The organism is Rheinheimera pacifica (assembly GCF_024809855.1).
Lineage (GTDB): Bacteria > Pseudomonadota > Gammaproteobacteria > Enterobacterales > Alteromonadaceae > Alishewanella > Alishewanella pacifica_A.
The window spans coordinates 70,129-86,019 of sequence record NZ_JANUEM010000010.1 but is presented as its reverse complement, the minus strand read 5'-3'; the positions used below and the strand labels follow the sequence as shown (position 1 = coordinate 86,019).

The window sequence follows — 15,891 nt, the reverse complement described above, 5'->3', positions numbered from 1 at the left end:
ATAATCCGGTCAATTTGATGTTAAATTCGACAGCTGTGTTTTTTTGTAAGGCAGAGCTGTTGCCTGTCACATAGAATCGCGTACTATGAGCTTAGCGATTTATTCGTTAACAATTCAGGTAACCTCAATGTGTGCCTGTCAACGGAGTTATACGTGGTCTTATGAAGTATCAGGATTCACTGGAGCAAGCCAGCGAGAAAGCGGCGCAGGTAAAAGTATTTTTACAGCGTGCCGGCCTTGCAGCTCATCCGGTAAATTATGCTGTGTGCTACGACTATATCAGCGGTCATCACGCTGGGTTATGCACGGCCATTGAGCATAAGCTGAGTGCAAAAACTCCGTTTGACGATTTTATTATGGCGGATTTGTATAGCCGCTATCTGACACCTGCGAACCCACAACAAGAACAACTGCTGCAGGATGCCTCAGGCATCGTTAGCCGCCTTACCGGTTATACCGATCTGGCAGCGGAACAGGTTGCCGATTACCTGCAACAGCTGGATTTCAGTTTACTGCAACTGCAACAACAGCAAAATGGCGACACTATCCTTCCGGCAGTGGAACAACTGCGTCAGCAAACCCTGGCGTTTCGTAACGGCCAGTATCAGTTGCAGCAACAGTTGGAGCAGGCTAATCAACAAAGCCATCAGTTACGGCATGAGCTGGAACAACTTAAGTTGCAACGCCAACTGGACCCGTTAACCGGCTTATATAACCGCTCGGCAATGCAGCAGCAGCTGGAGTTATGGTTTACCGAGCAACCTGGACGGCGTGTGGCCGCTATTGCGATTGATCTGGACCATTTCAGCCGTTTTAACCAGGATTACGGCAATGCTATTGGTGACGTTATCCTGTCGAAAGTAGCACGTAAAATCAGCAGTTATGTACAAAGTAGTGGTTTACCGGTGCGCGCAGGCGGAGAAGAGTTTCTGATCCTGCTGCCGGATGTCGATCTACGCAGCGCCAGTGAAATTGCCGAGCAAGTGCGCCGCGGCGTGGAAAAACTGCGTTTTGTTTCAGCCCGCAGCAAGAAAGCTTTACCCAAAGTAACGATTTCACTGGGCGTATCTTTGTATCAGCACAGCGAAAACTTATATCAGTTTTTAGCACGCACTACCGATGTATTAATGCTGGCTAAACAGCGCGGCCGTAATCAGGTTGCCAGCGAAACCATGTTGGCATTGCCCGCTTAAGTCATAAAAGCCAACAGAGAAGTTGGCTGATGCAGCTTTATCTTTTACACTAGCCACATTTCTTCGCCAACAGGCCCGCAGCATGACCGATCAGAACCCCAACACTACGCACTTTGGCTATAAAACTGTTGCCGCCGAGCAGAAGGTATCAATGGTAGCGAATGTGTTTCATTCCGTGGCCGCCAAATACGATGTGATGAACGATTTAATGTCGCTTGGCATTCACCGGCTATGGAAGCGGTTTACCATTGATTGCAGCGGCGTGCGCCCGGGCCAGCAAGTGCTTGATCTGGCAGGCGGCACCGGTGATATCACAGCATTGTTTTCAAAACGGGTCGGGTCAGGCGGTAAAGTAGTGCTGGCAGATATTAATGCCTCTATGCTTAATGTAGGCCGAGACAAACTGCGTGATCTGGGTTTGGTGAACAATATCGAATATGTGCAGGCCAATGCCGAAGCGCTGCCCTTTGCTGACAACAGTTTTGACATTATCAGCATTGGTTTTGGCTTGCGTAACGTGACTGACAAAGACGCGGCGCTACGCTCTATGTTCCGGGTATTAAAGCCGGGTGGCCGCTTGCTGGTGCTGGAGTTTTCTAAACCAGAACAGCAATGGCTAAGTAAAGTGTACGATCTGTACTCATTTAAACTACTACCTACTATTGGCCAACTGGTTGCCAACGACAAAGACAGCTATCAGTATCTGGCTGAGTCTATCCGTATGCATCCGGATCAGGAAACGCTGAAAAGCATGATGCAGGGCGCGGGCTTTGCCGAAGTTAGCTACCACAACCTGACCGGCGGCATAGTGGCACTGCACCGGGGCTATAAATTCTAATGTTGCCGTTGCTGCCCCAGCTGCTGTGCGCCGTGGCAGAAAAAACCATGGCCAGATTAATTGCCATGGACCCACAAGCTATAACCAGGCTTAACCGCTTGCATGGTAAGCAGTTATCGTTCCGGCTACGGGAGTGGCCGGTTACACTGGTGCTCAGTGCCAGCGCACAGGGCATTTTATTTAATCAGCATGACGAAGCTGTAGATTGTGCTATAGCAACTGATCTAGCCAGCTTACGTTTACTACGCGATCCCAGCCAACTGACAAGGCTGATAAAAGCCGATGCACTGCAGATAGACGGCGATATTCAGGTAGCGCAGCAGTACAGTCATTTTTTTCAGCAACTGGATCCAGACTGGCAACAAACTCTGTCTGCTTATGTTGGTGATGCCGCCGCACATAAGATTGCACTGAGTTTACGCCATATACACCAGTACCTGAGTGATAAGATAGCTGATTTGCAACAACTTAGTGCTGAAATGGCGCAAGATGAATTGCAATTAACCCCCACAGCTATTGAGATGACCCGGTTTAGTGGCGCCGTCAGTGAACTGGCGGCCAGAGTTGATGTTATGCAACAGCAATTGCAAGCCTTTCAGGAGTTATAGTGCGTATCAGCCGTTTTTATCAAATCCAGAAAACCTTATTGCAATTCGGCCTGGACGAACTGCTCCCCGCACAATGGCAGCCCTGGTATGCGCGGATGTTGCGTCGCAGCTTATTCTGGCTGCGTAACCGCCATCCGGATCAGCCAGTTGGCGTGCGGCTGCGTTTAGCACTGCAAAGCCTGGGACCGGTTTGGGTAAAGTTCGGTCAGATGCTATCGACACGCCGCGACTTGTTTCCGCCACAACTGGCCGACGAGCTGGCCAAGCTGCAGGACAAAGTACCACCCTTTGACGGTGTTCAGGCACAGCAACTGATTGAACAAGCGCTGGAGCTGGACAACATTAACCAGCTGTTTGCTGACTTTAACCAAACTCCGCTGGCATCAGCTTCAATTGCTCAGGTACACACTGCACAACTACTGCAGGCCGACGGCAGCCTGGCAGATGTGGTTATTAAGGTTATCCGGCCGGATATTAAGCGGCAGATTCTGGCAGATTTAGCCCTGATGGATACTCTGGCTGATGCGGCAGCACGCTTTTTACCTGATGGTAAGCGATTACGGCCACGCGAAGTGGTATCGGAGTACCGTAAAACAATTCTGGATGAACTTGATCTGCAGCGCGAAGCCGCTAATGCTATTCAACTGCGGCGTAATTTTGAAGGCTCAGACTCGCTATACATTCCTTTTGTCTATAGTGATTACAGCCGCGCTAATGTAATGGTAATGGAGCGTATTTACGGTATACCGGTAGCCGATATTGCGGCACTTGAGGCGCAAGGCACCGATATGGAGTTATTGGCCAAACGTGGCGTGGAAGTATTTTTTACTCAGGTGTTCCGCGACAGCTTCTTTCATGCTGATATGCACCCTGGCAATATTTTTGTCTCCCGCGAAACCCCGGCAAACCCGAAATACATTGGCATTGACTGCGGTATTGTCGGTACGTTAAACGCCGAAGATAAGCGTTATCTGGCAGAAAACTTTGTGGCCTTTTTTAACCGCGACTATAAAAAAGTAGCCCAATTACATGTGGATTCCGGCTGGGTACCCGCCCATACTAAGGTAGAAGAATTTGAAAGTGCTATCCGCACCGTATGCGAGCCTATTTTTCAAAAACCGCTGGCCGAAATCTCTTTTGGCCATGTGCTGTTAAACCTGTTCAGCACAGCGCGGCGTTTTGATATGCAAGTTCAGCCACAGCTGGTGTTATTACAGAAAACACTGTTGTATATTGAGGGTCTGGGCCGCCAGTTGTATCCGCAACTCGATTTATGGAAAACAGCAAAACCGTTTCTGGAAAACTGGGTAAAGCAGCAGGTTGGCTTACCGGCTATATGGCGTCAGGTTAAAGATAACCTGCCTTTTTGGGCAGAAAAATTACCGCAGATGCCAAATCTGCTGCATCAGTATCTGGAGCAAGGCCCCAGACAGCAAAGGCAACTGTTACAACAGCTGCAGCAACTGGCCGCGCAACAGCAAAAAACCAGGCAACAAATAGTTGCGGCAACCTTTGCTGCGGCAGCACTGATTAGTGCTAGTATAGTGTTCAGTTTCGGCAGCCACGCTCTGGCAGCAATACTGCTGACAGTAGGTGCGGGCTTTGGTATTAAAGCGTTAGTGCGATAACAGATTTGTCATAACAACGACATATACTGCGCCAGACACAAACAGTGCCTGGCATTAATCAGAGGAAACAGCATGTTCGGCAATATTAGTATTTGGCAGTTACTTATCGTCTTAGCCATCATCGTTTTACTGTTCGGCACCAAAAAGCTGCGCGGTATAGGCTCAGATCTGGGCTCGGCAATAAAGGGGTTTCGCAGTTCAATTAAAGACTCACCATCAGACGACGAAGCAACAGAGCAGCCCGCACAGCTGAACGAACAAAGTAAAGCGGGTACCAGCACAGATAAAAATGCAGCCGGTCAGGCTGGCAACACTAAAGACAAAGTGTAAATGGGTTTCTGGGAGCTGGTTGTTGTTGGTGTTGTCGCCTTACTGGTACTGGGGCCTGAACGGCTGCCCGGAGCTATTCGCTCGGTAAATAAAACTGTGCGCAGTATTAAGCAGTTTGGGCAACAAATGCAGGCAGAGCTGAATGAAGATTTACGAACCCATGAACTGCATCAGAAGTTAAAAGATGCCGAAGCCAAAGGCCTGCTTAACCTGACAGAGCAGGAAAAAGCGGCACTGGCTGAGCTAAAGCAAGCGGCAGCTGATGTAAACACACCTATTTCTTCGATAACCAGCAGTAAAGACAATAAAAATGAGCCTTAATGCCAGCCCAGACAGTTTACTCGGACATTTAATCGAACTACGCAACCGTCTGCTGCGCTGCGTAGTAGCGGTAATTATTGTCTTTGCCTGCCTGGCAGCTTTTGCGCAGGATATCTACCACGTGCTGGCACAGCCATTGATGGCTGTATTGCCAGAAAATAGCAGTATGATTGCAACCGATGTCGCTGCACCCTTTTTTGCCCCGTTCAAATTAACCTTCATCGTAGCAATATGTGTTGCCATTCCCTACATTCTGCTGCAGGTATGGCAATTTATAGCACCCGCGCTGTATAGCCGTGAGAAAAGACTGATGGCACCACTGGTGGTAAGCAGCACACTCCTGTTTTACAGTGGTATAGCATTTGCGTACTTTATTGTATTTCCCATTATTTTCGGTTTTTTCACCAGTGTTGCACCCGAAGGCGTTACAGTAGCTACCGATATCAGCAATTACCTTGATTTTGTGCTTAAGCTGTTTTTTGCTTTTGGCCTGTCGTTTGAAATCCCGGTAGCTATTTTATTGATGGTCTGGACTGGCGTCACCACCCGTGCCGAGCTGGCAGAAAAACGGCCCTATATTATTGTTGGCGCCTTTATTTTAGGCATGCTGTTAACCCCGCCGGATGTGCTGTCACAAACCTTATTGGCGGTACCTATGTGGTTACTATTTGAACTAGGCCTCGCCTTGAGCCGCTTTTATCAACCAAGCACCATTGAAAAAACAGAAGAAAAACAGGAAGATTCTCTATGAAATTAATGTTAGCTGCTTTAATTGCTGTAACCAGCCTGCCGGTAGCCGCTATACCGTTAGATCAGGCGCTGGAGCTTTGCCGGGCTGAACAAAACGCTTTGCGTCGTTTAACCTGTTATGACGCCATTTCGGCAGTTACAGCAGGTAATGCAACAACAACTAATACCACCAAGCCTGCAGCGGCTACGCCAACGCCAGCAGCAATTGTACCTGCCGCAAACACTACAGCACAAAAGCAGCCTGAGGCAGACTTTGGTATCGAACATCGCAAAGTAGACGAAGACGCCCCGAATCAAATTTATCTGAGTGTTAAAGAGGTGCGGTACAGCCCGCGAAAAGAGCTGATTGTCGAATTTGATAATGGCCAAATCTGGCGTCAGAACGGCACTGAGTATTATAAGATCGCCGCAGGTGAACAACACTATATAAAACGTGGCGTGCTTAGCTCCTTTTTCCTCGGTAACGACACCAACAACCGTACCATTCGTGTCCGGCGCGAACAGTAATGTGGTGTGATATCGGTGTCAATCTGTTCAGCAACCAGTTCGACAGTGACAGAGTAGCTGTAATTGAGCGTGCAGCACTGGCTGGCGTAACTCAATTGTTGTTGATTGGCAGCGATATTGATGAAAGCAGACAAAATATTACTTTTTGCCAGCAGCACCATAGTTGTTTCAGTACCGCGGGTGTGCACCCGCATCAGGCTGCTAATGTTAAACCTGACTGGCTGATACAGTTGCAAACATTAAGCAAACAAGCTGAAGTGGTCGCGATTGGCGAATGCGGCCTCGATTTTAACCGTGATTTTTCATCCCGAGAGCAGCAACAGCATGTTTTTGCTGAACAGTTACAACTGGCAAGACAATCTAACAAACCGATTTATCTGCACGAACGCGACGCCTTTACTACTCAGCTTGCTATGTTAAAAGAGCAACAGATAAGCCATGGCGTAGCGCATTGTTTTACTGGCGATGTATTACAGCTAAAAGCCTATCTGGAACTGGGGCTTTATATCGGCATTACAGGCTGGGTGTGTGATGAGCGCCGCGGTGAAACACTGCAACATGCACTACGCTACATACCATCTGACAGGCTGCTGCTGGAAACCGATGCACCTTACCTGCTGCCCCGTACTATGCAACCTAAACCCAAAAGCCGGCGCAATGAGCCCGCCTACCTGCCGGTAATTGCACAAATGGTGGCGCAGCTAACCGGCCATACTATGGATGAACTGGCAACGCTGACCTGGCAAAACAGCCAGCGCTTGTTTGGCTTTCAACCCGGATTGAGTACTACTTATGCCTGAACTGTTGCCGTACTTTTTTATAGGCATAATAACCGGCATTGGTATAACCGGCATATTTGGCGCAATTAAACTAACACGCTGGCAGCGCACTGCTGCAGAGTTGGAAAGGCAATTACGCAGCCACAGCTTCGAACTGCAAATTACCCTGGAAGAGTTAGCAGAAAAAAACCGGTTGCTACAGCAACAAACCGAAATTGATGCGCTTTCCGGCGTATTTAACCGCGCCTATTTTAACCGGCAGATGCAGGCAGAATTGAAGCGTAGCCGCCGCGAACAGCGCCCACTTGCTTTGGTTTTATTGGATATTGATTATTTTAAACAAATCAATGACAACCATGGCCATCTGGCCGGAGATCAGGTGATAAAAACCGTTGCCCGGTTAATTCAGCAATGGGTAAAGCGCCCAGGCGACAAACTATGCCGTTATGGCGGTGAAGAGTTTGCCCTGATACTCCCTAACACAGACCTGGATGGCGCAGCAGAGTTAGCCGAGTACATTCGCCAGCAATTGCACAACAGTACACAGCAGCCAGCAGTTACCGTGAGCGCAGGGTGTTACAGTGCCATCCCGACGACACAAAGTGATTGTGACGAATATATAAATTTCGCCGATAAAGCCTTATACAGCGCTAAAGCAAACGGTAGAAATCAGGTACAGAGTTATCCGCCCGGGCAGCGCAGAATCAGCCCTGAGCGTACAGGAGAGCTACATGAACACTAACCGTTTTTTCCCCGCCAGCCGTTTACGCCGCATGCGTGAACATGATTTCAGCCGCCGCTTAATGGCGGAAAACCAACTGACGGTGAACGACTTAATTTACCCGATGTTTATTATTGAAGGTGATAATAAACGTGAAGCCATAGCCTCTATGCCAGGTATTGAGCGCCTTAGCCTCGACCTGTTGCTGGCTGAAGCAAAACAACTGGTCGAATTGGGTATTCCGGCTATTGCACTGTTTCCGGTTACCGCGGCAGATAAAAAGTCACTGCAGGCGGAAGAAGCGTGGAGCCCGGATGCGTTAGCACAGCGTGCGGTACGCCTGTTAAAACAGCATGTGCCCGAACTGGGCATTATTACCGATGTCGCGCTGGACCCCTTCACCACTCACGGCCAAGACGGCATTATCGACGACAACGGTTATGTCATGAATGATATTACCACCGCTGCACTGGTGAAGCAGGCATTGTCGCACGCGCAAGCTGGCGCAGATGTGATTGCCCCCTCTGATATGATGGACGGCCGCATCGGCGCTATTCGTGAAGCGTTGGAAGAGGCAGGCTTTGTTAACACCCGCATTATGGCCTACTCAGCTAAGTATGCCTCAAGCTATTACGGCCCATTTCGCGATGCAGTGGGGTCTGCCGGTAATTTAAAAGGTGGCAATAAAAAAACCTACCAAATGGATCCGGCAAACAGCAACGAAGCCTTACACGAAGTGGCACAGGATCTGGAAGAAGGCGCCGATATGGTAATGGTGAAACCCGGTATGCCTTATCTGGATATAGTACGCCGGGTAAAAGATGAATTTGGCGTGCCAACGTTTGCCTATCAGGTCAGTGGCGAATATGCCATGCATATGGCAGCCATTCAAAATGGCTGGCTGGCGGAGCAACCGGTTATTATGGAATCTTTACTCGCATTTAAACGTGCAGGTGCCGATGGCATTCTGACTTACTTTGCCAAGAAAGTAGCTACCTGGCTAAAGCAAGCTTAATCGACCGCAGCACCTGTATCGCACGGGATCTGCAATTCCACCAGCAAGGGTAAGTGGTCCGACGCTACCTTAGCCAATTGCGAGCGGGGTACGTCAATGGCAGTTACTACCAGTGTCTTACTGATAAAAATATGATCAATACGTAATGCAGCAAACCGGCTGGGAAAAGTACCTGCTGGCCGGTGCTGGGCCAGCAAAGTTTGCGAATCCTGCAATTGGGTGGTAATACGCCGGCACACTTGCGAGTTGGGCTGCGCGTTTAAATCACCGCACAGTACCACTGGTCCGCGACAGTCTGGATGACCAAGCCAGTCGTTGCCCAACAAACAGTCAACCTGCGCCAGCCGCTCGCGGGGTTGCAGCCCCAGGTGCGTATTAATAATCTGCACTTCCTGCCCATTAAACTGCACTGCAGCCCAAATAGCCCCCCGCGGTTCCAGTTTCGGCTTGTCAGCAAGCCCCGGTAGAGGCCCCGCTTTAATTAATCTTAACGGTAGATGGGTTAAAATGGCATCGCCGTAACGCTCCTCTTCCATATGCATGGCAGGGTGAAAATGAAACTCCATTTCCAGATAACGGGCAATAAGCTGAGCCTGATCTAACCCCTGGCTACGGTTACGCCCAACATCCAATTCCTGCAGCGCCACTACATCAGGATTAGCCTGCGCAATCACTCTGGCTATGCGCTCAACATCCACTTTGCCATCCAGACCGATACAGCTATGCACGTTGTAAGTCATTACCCGTAAGGTGTCTGTTTGTTTTGCCGGACGTGCTGAACGGCCGGAGGTTTGCGGTTGTTGCGCACGACCAAGATATTGCAAAGCGGCATGATACAAATCACGCGGGCGCAGATAATTGTTATTGCCAGACACTAAAGACGTATCTGCCGGAAGTAAAGCAAAGCCATTGGTTTCCTCTGGCGTAGCACCGGCATGGGCGCCATTCTCATCAGCAAATGATTGCGCCGTTACGCCTTTGCGCCAGCCCATTACCACCAGATCTCCGGCATCAGCGTGCTGGCACAGCCGCAATAAATCGTCACTGAGGCTGTCCAGAAACGGATGCTCAGCGCCGAATAGCCGCGCGCAATCCTGTGGCAGATAAAAATCACCGTCATCTGTTGTTGCCCTGAGCCGGTCGGGCGCTTCAAGCTGAAGTACCAGCGGCACTTTATGCTCCGTCGCCAATGCCGTAGCAACAAAGCGGCTGTCTTGCTCTGTCAGTGGCACAGGAAAATAAATATGCCCGACCGGACCAAGCGCAGTAACCTGAATTGTTGCCTCCGCTGCCTTCGCCGTTGCGCTCTCCGTAGCGTTGTGCCGGGCATCGCTTCCATGCACTGCAAGTAAGCGCTGTACTTTATTTCCGCCAAGTAATCTGGCCCGTTGAGTCTGAATGCTGCCAGCCTTCCATGCGGTGAGCCTGGCAGGCTGCGTATTTAATCCGGCAAAACTTTGCTCAACCGCCTGCTCTAACGAATAACCCCGTAGCTGATGATAAGGCCGCACCTTTGCCTGACCATGATCGGAATAGATCCAAACCTCATATTTGCGCCACTGCGAACGGTTAGCCGCATGCCACAACCTGGCGATACTGTCGTCAATGCCTTTTAGTGTCCAGTGCGCAAACAAAGACGCCGGTCCGCGCCGGTGTGATTGTTCGTCATAACCAAGAAAGTTGATATGTACTACCGGCATACCCCGGCTGAGATCAATTTTGCCGCCGATAACACACAGTTCACGCAACACGATAGAAATAGCTACCCGGGTAGGTACAAACTTCAGCTCACTGAAAAAATCATGCCCTTTGATTAAACCGCGGATAAAGTCGGCCAATGCCAGCCCCAGCTCAAGGAAAAACAGGCCAATAATTCGTAGCACGCTGTATAAGTTGGTAATAATCAGCACTAATAACACTAAAGGGTTTGCACTGCGCAGTGCCGGCCCCCACCCCAAAGCTGATGCACAAAAGTGCGACTCTGCAGCCCCGCCGGTATAAATATTTGAATACGCGCTGCCATCTTTTAGCAGTGCCGCAGCGCTTTTCTGCGTGAGTGCATCCTCCACCCGGGCAGCAGTATCTGGTTGCAACATTTTTACGCTGTTGCCAGAGCGGTGGTCGCAAAATGAAAATGCCGGTACGGCAGTTTTAATACCATAAAACAGTTCAGCCTGAACCGCCGGTGTGGTAGCCGGCAAGCCGGAATAATGCGCATGTAACGTGTAATGCTCTTTTTTTAGTAAGCGGCGCAAAAAGGGCATTTCACCCCGGTCTAAAGCGCGTTGTAATTCTGGCTGAGATAGTCCGTCAATTTGCAACATAAGAAGTCCTGGCCGTACCCCTGAGCCGGTTGAAACAGGTAACTGCAACAACTTTGCCAGCCAGTGACTGCGGCTCAGGCTGCGCCTGGCCCAGCGGAACCAAACTTCGATACGACTAAGCATAAATCTCCTTTTATCAGCAGGTTATAATGCTATCTAACACTTTTACTCTTTAGTGTCAGCAAATAAGGTACTGCCGACAGCAGCGGTGCCAGCCACTGCGACACTGCACAAGATATCCCACTCGGCTTTAACCCACTCCAGGACATCCTCCCAATCCCGCTCTGCTCTGCCGGCAACGGGCTGCTCTTCCAGCAAAGCATTAAAACACTGCAGTGCTTTCTCAGCCGAACTTGCCATGGAAAAAGCGTCAGCAGTTTCTCTGGCTGCTTGCTGCAGTGCTGTCAGTTGCTGTACCGGTGCTTCAACTAACCGGCGCAGCGCCGCACTGAATGCTGCGGTAGTTTTGTCATACAACAGCAAACCATTTTGACCGTCTTTTACCACTTCGCGCACACCGGGTGCATCTAATGCAACCACTGGCAAGCCGGCAGCCATAGCCTCAGCCAGTACTATGCCCTGAGTTTCACTGCCTGAAGCAAATGCAAATATGTTCATGGCATGCAGTGCATCTGTTAACTGTTGCTGTTGTAAAATACCTGTCATATGCAACTTGTTGCTAACACCCGCCTGAGTAAAAACTTGCCGTATCGCTTCTTCAGACGGCCCCTGGCCCACCACCAGAAAATGCACTGGCGCACATTCAACGGCAACATTTGCCACTGCGTGGGCTAAAAACTCCAGGTTTTTCTCTGGTGCCAACCGCCCAAGATGGCCTATCACAAAAGCATCTGCCGGGATCTCATTTTGCTGTCGTACTGCATCACCGTTACCTTTGGCAAACCGCCCGATACAAACACCGGTAGGGATCACAGTAACAGGCGTGGTTACTCCCCGCTGTTGCAACATATCAGCAATGCTCAGGCTGGGGGCTATAACCTGATCACATAAATTGGCATAGCGGGTTGCCAGCTCAATGGCAAAGCGCTGCATAGTGACCGAATCACCGGGTATATAGTGGGTATACTGCTCATATAAAGTGTGGTGCGTAAACACCAATGGCAGCTTGCGGTACCGGGCTGTACGCAGTGCTGTCATACCTAACAGAAACGGATGCTGAGAATGAATAATGTCTGGCGCAAACTCATCCAGTATTGCACTGAGCTGGTCATGGATCGGCAGGGCTACAGAAAAATCGCTGGCATTAAAATTCTGGATTGCAGCAATACGCACTACATCCGTTTCATCTTCGGGCATATCGGCAAATTCCGGCGCGACCACCAGCACTTTATGCCCCAGTTTGCGATACTCGGCAACAAAGGCTTCAACTGAACGCGCCACCCCACCAACATGCGGGGTAAAAGTGTTGGTGAATATTGCAATATTCATCTGCTACGACTCCTGTTTACTTAGGGTCACAGAGCCAGCTACAGCCTGTGTTGTTTCTGTCTGATACCCAGGCAAAGCTATCTCCATTACAGGTACACTGCCGTTATGCCAGTCAGCTTGCCATTTCACTACAATGCCCTCTTCTGCGCTGGTTGTGATCTCTATACTGATACTGCCAAAACTGGTGGGGGCCGGGCCAAAGTAGATAGGTGCATCCGGTGCCAGCCAGCGCTGAGGCACACCACCACATAACACCAGATGCTGTTCTTCCTCACGGACAAAACAGTTACGGATCATCAACAACCACTCTGCAGCCGCCCAGACATGATGGCCGTCGCCCATACAGCCGCCGCCGGTAGCCGGGTGAATTGCTTCAGGCCATTGCCCGGTAGGTGATGCCAGTGCGGCTACCGCATCCATTAACGTTAAATAACGCGGGTCTTTTGCCCGCAACAACACCTGTGCCACATGCAGGGTTAAATAGGCATTTAGCCCTGAATGGATCATATCCTGATAAAAAGCATCTTTAACAAAGCAGCGCTGTAACAAAAATTCGACTGTATCGAGCAGGCGGGGATCGTCAGGCGCCCATAACTGTGCAGGATAACCTGCAGCCAGTGAACCAATAGCTCCGGCATCCAGCCGCCGGTAAGGCGATGCCGGCATGCCGGGACGCTTTAAGCGCGCTTCGCACTGCGCCAGGCTTTTATCTATTGCTGCACTAAAGCGGGTAGCTGCCTGATTAAATTCCTGTTGCTGCTGCAGCTCTTCTGCACTGCCAAATAAAGCCGAAGCAGCCTGTAAACCGGCTACCCCCCAAAAGTCATCCCAATAGTAATAATCGTTTGGTCCAAGGTGTTCGGCGCTAAAACCCGGCGGCAATAAGCCGGCATGGGGAGCATCGATGTTATCCGACAAACGTTTACGGCTAATCCAGCGTGCACCACTTTGCACCGGACCATACCAGTCGGCAGGCATTTTGCGGCCGGTCATATCAAAATAGCGTTTGAGGATCCATAATACTTCTCCGTTGGCATCCCACTCGCCTTCCTGCGAACGAAAATAGCCCAACAATGTCTGGCGCGGCGGAAACTGATTCAGTGCCCGCTCGGCACGTTCAGTCAGGCCGGCACACAGTAAGGCATGAATAATAAAAGCTGCATCTCTGAACCAGAATCTTTTGTAGGTATAAGGGCCAGGATAAACATCTTCCGGCGAGTGCAAAATTAACGACGTGACAGCCGCGTCATATAAAAATTGATAGTGTGCGTCCGGGCATGTCAGCTTGCAGGTTTTCTGCTGCTCCTGTCGCCAGACATCTGCTTGCAGTTGTTCGTTACGCTCTGCTGCCAGCGGCACAGACACTTCCAGCTCTTGCCACTCGTCAGCCGGCAGCGGAAACAGCGCCGCAGCCGTAACCATACCAACATCACAAACACCGTCGATCTGTTCCTGGGCATCGTTCAGATGAATATAAACATCACCCTGCCGATAGGTTGAAACATGATGCCGCTCTGCCTTACGGCTAAACTCTACCCGTTTATTGTCATCAACCTGCCAGGCGGTCCGTTCTGGATTCAGCCTTACACGGTGAATAAAACTGATACCTTCCGGGTTTTGTGGCCGCAGCGCCAGTACCAGATAACCCGGTTTATCAGACCTTGCCCGCAACCGCAATTTACATACGGCAATGCCGTCTTCAAGCTCGACTGATGCCTGACTCACCAGCGCCATACCCTGCAATATCGTTTCTGTACGGATACTGACATCGCCAGCCATCCGCAGTTGCTGCTGGCACTGCACAGCCCTGGACGGCAACAAATACTCCCCCTGCTGTGGCATAATCCAGGCGTCCAGCGACCAACCATCCAGAAAGGGTGTAAGCAAACCTCTGGGATCAACGATCGGCAGTTCAGGGCAATCCGGCAAACCTATCGCCGTCCAGTTACGATGGGTCAGGTTAATATGGGTAATGGAAAAAGCCCGCGGGATAAACGACATATCATTAGGGTCAAATTGCCGCTCAATCCAGTACGGCCATACCCAGTCCAGGTTATGCTGGATTACCCGGCTGTTAATAAGGCCACGGGCATGAAATACCACACCAGCCCGCAGCAGCTCAATCGGCTCGCCCACTTCTGACGGCTGGGCAAAGTTATGCAACCTCGCCAGCAAGGCCACAGGGTCTATAAAGCCATGTTTGTGCGCAACATAGCGCACCACATAACGCCACGGCAGCCATTTTAGCCAGGTCATCAGTCAGGCTCCTTTTGCGTATCTTGTTCGGTATACTGTGCCAGTGCCCGGCTGGCCAAACGGTTAAGATAAATAATCACTGCCACAGCAGCCAGCAAACCTCCGGCATACAGCCCCCACTCCCATACTGAGCGCTCGCGTGAGGCAAAATCAAAACTGGAGATATCAGCGATCAACGAGCCCAGATAAACATTGTGCACAGTAAACGGAATAAACCCCAGCAATGATCCACCGATATACCCCCGTAGCGAAAACTGTGTTAAACCAAAAAAGTAATTAGAAATTTTACCGGGGAAAAACGGGATCAACCGGGTTAGCAGTACTATCTTCCAACCGTTTGGCGTCAGTTCGTCGTTTACCAGCTTTAGCTTCGCCCGCGCCATAACAAACTCTCTGGCGCGCTGGCCAAAACAGTAGCGTGCAATCAAAAACGCTAACACGGCACCAAAGGTGGTACCCAGCAACACATAGACTGAACCAGCCACTACACCGAAAACAAAACCAGCACCAACGGTAAATAGCGCTCCCGGCAACAGCAATACCACTACAGCGGCCATAATTAACATAAACAACACAGGTGCCCAGGCGCCCTGTTGCTTAAACCATTCCAACAGATGCAACACTTCTTTGTGCACACCGAAATGTACCAGCAATAGCAGCACTACGGCTACGAACAACAAACTGCCGGCCACACCCAGCAGGGCCGACATTTTGCCGCGAGGCTTTATATTGCTGTTAGCCGTTTTACGGCTTTGCGTAGTGTCTGATGTCACAATAACAGATCCTTCAAAGGTTATTTAATGCCTGCTACTTCTTTACCCAGTGACCAGCCTCATTCTTTTCATAACTCTGCTTCACCGCGGCCCAGGCCACTTTATGGGCGACCTCTTCCCGGCTGTCATCACCGCGCCGCTTATCCGGGTCGGCATATTCATCCCAGGCATTGTTAAACGCTGCCTGATAAATATCCTGAGCGTGGCCGGGTAAAGTGTCCTTCACACTATCGGGTAATTCGCTGCGCGTTTCATAAGGCATGACATATCCCCTGCTGGCTGCTCTATCTGCTGTTTCTATAGAAAGGCAAAGCTCATGCCATTTTTGCAACCTGTAGTATTGGCGCTAAATTTGCAGCCCGGTAATGAAGGTTCGTGTTATTTACTTAATGTTGAAGG

The 15,891-nt window shown here is 50.2% G+C and carries 15 protein-coding genes and 1 pseudogene; 11 read left to right on the top strand and 5 right to left on the bottom strand.

From position 1 onward, the window contains the following. The first annotated feature begins 161 nt into the window (after positions 1 to 161). From M2404_RS13525 to hemB, 11 genes and pseudogenes are all read left to right on the top strand, one after another. A complete protein-coding gene (locus M2404_RS13525; protein WP_259240281.1) occupies positions 162 to 1,193 on the top strand; it encodes a GGDEF domain-containing protein in 1,032 nt (343 codons plus the stop codon). Positions 1,194 to 1,275: 82 nt separating this feature from the next. Next, a complete protein-coding gene (ubiE, locus tag M2404_RS13520; RefSeq protein WP_259240280.1) occupies positions 1,276 to 2,031 on the top strand; it encodes a bifunctional demethylmenaquinone methyltransferase/2-methoxy-6-polyprenyl-1,4-benzoquinol methylase UbiE in 756 nt (251 codons plus the stop codon). Between the two features lie 47 nt (positions 2,032 to 2,078). Further along, positions 2,079 to 2,639 carry a ubiquinone biosynthesis accessory factor UbiJ gene (locus M2404_RS13515; RefSeq protein WP_259240279.1) on the top strand — a complete coding sequence of 187 codons (561 nt, stop codon included), beginning with the start codon at positions 2,079 to 2,081 and terminating at the stop codon, positions 2,637 to 2,639. After that, entirely contained in the window at positions 2,639 to 4,267 is a 1,629-nt protein-coding gene (gene ubiB, locus M2404_RS13510) for a ubiquinone biosynthesis regulatory protein kinase UbiB (RefSeq protein WP_259240278.1), read from the top strand. Before M2404_RS13515 ends, ubiB begins: the two co-directional genes overlap by 1 nt. A gap of 72 nt (positions 4,268 to 4,339) precedes the next feature. Further along, positions 4,340 to 4,472: pseudogene (tatA, locus tag M2404_RS20350) on the top strand (twin-arginine translocase TatA/TatE family subunit); the annotation flags it as partial. Positions 4,473 to 4,597: 125 nt separating this feature from the next. Next, positions 4,598 to 4,918 (top strand): Sec-independent protein translocase protein TatB, encoded by a 321-nt coding sequence (tatB, locus tag M2404_RS13500; protein ID WP_259240276.1) that lies wholly within the window; start codon positions 4,598 to 4,600, stop codon positions 4,916 to 4,918. Further along, positions 4,908 to 5,669, top strand: coding sequence for a twin-arginine translocase subunit TatC (gene tatC, locus M2404_RS13495; RefSeq protein ID WP_259240275.1), 762 nt, complete (start codon positions 4,908 to 4,910; stop codon positions 5,667 to 5,669). The genes tatB and tatC overlap by 11 nt, the downstream gene beginning before the upstream one ends. Next, a complete protein-coding gene (locus M2404_RS13490) occupies positions 5,666 to 6,175 on the top strand; it encodes a hypothetical protein (RefSeq protein ID WP_259240274.1) in 510 nt (169 codons plus the stop codon). Before tatC ends, M2404_RS13490 begins: the two co-directional genes overlap by 4 nt. Further along, complete coding sequence (locus M2404_RS13485; RefSeq protein ID WP_259240273.1) at positions 6,175 to 6,975, top strand: TatD family hydrolase; 801 nt, start codon at positions 6,175 to 6,177, stop codon at positions 6,973 to 6,975. Before M2404_RS13490 ends, M2404_RS13485 begins: the two co-directional genes overlap by 1 nt. Next, entirely contained in the window at positions 6,968 to 7,696 is a 729-nt protein-coding gene (locus M2404_RS13480; protein ID WP_259240272.1) for a GGDEF domain-containing protein, read from the top strand. The genes M2404_RS13485 and M2404_RS13480 overlap by 8 nt, the downstream gene beginning before the upstream one ends. Next, the gene (gene hemB, locus M2404_RS13475; RefSeq protein ID WP_259240271.1) at positions 7,686 to 8,690 is read left to right on the top strand and encodes a porphobilinogen synthase; all 1,005 of its coding nucleotides are present in this window, start codon (positions 7,686 to 7,688) and stop codon (positions 8,688 to 8,690) included. The genes M2404_RS13480 and hemB overlap by 11 nt, the downstream gene beginning before the upstream one ends. Here the strand turns inward: hemB and M2404_RS13470 are convergent. Genes M2404_RS13470 through chaB form a run of 5 tightly spaced genes read right to left on the bottom strand, consistent with a single transcriptional unit; the run spans position 8,687 to position 15,754 of the window. Beyond that, positions 8,687 to 11,137, bottom strand: a complete 2,451-nt coding sequence (locus M2404_RS13470; protein ID WP_259240270.1) for an endonuclease/exonuclease/phosphatase family protein — start codon at positions 11,135 to 11,137, stop codon at positions 8,687 to 8,689. The two genes, hemB and M2404_RS13470, sit on opposite strands and share 4 nt — an antisense overlap. Before the next feature lie 42 nt (positions 11,138 to 11,179). Next, the gene (locus M2404_RS13465) at positions 11,180 to 12,463 is read right to left on the bottom strand and encodes a glycosyltransferase (RefSeq protein WP_259240269.1); all 1,284 of its coding nucleotides are present in this window, start codon (positions 12,461 to 12,463) and stop codon (positions 11,180 to 11,182) included. 3 nt (positions 12,464 to 12,466) lie between these two features. After that, complete coding sequence (locus M2404_RS13460) at positions 12,467 to 14,719, bottom strand: hypothetical protein (protein ID WP_259240268.1); 2,253 nt, start codon at positions 14,717 to 14,719, stop codon at positions 12,467 to 12,469. Continuing rightward, positions 14,719 to 15,492, bottom strand: a complete 774-nt coding sequence (locus M2404_RS13455; RefSeq protein ID WP_259240267.1) for a TVP38/TMEM64 family protein — start codon at positions 15,490 to 15,492, stop codon at positions 14,719 to 14,721. The genes M2404_RS13460 and M2404_RS13455 overlap by 1 nt, the downstream gene beginning before the upstream one ends. Before the next feature lie 34 nt (positions 15,493 to 15,526). Then, positions 15,527 to 15,754, bottom strand: a complete 228-nt coding sequence (chaB, locus tag M2404_RS13450; RefSeq protein WP_259240266.1) for a putative cation transport regulator ChaB — start codon at positions 15,752 to 15,754, stop codon at positions 15,527 to 15,529. Positions 15,755 to 15,891: the final 137 nt, after the last annotated feature.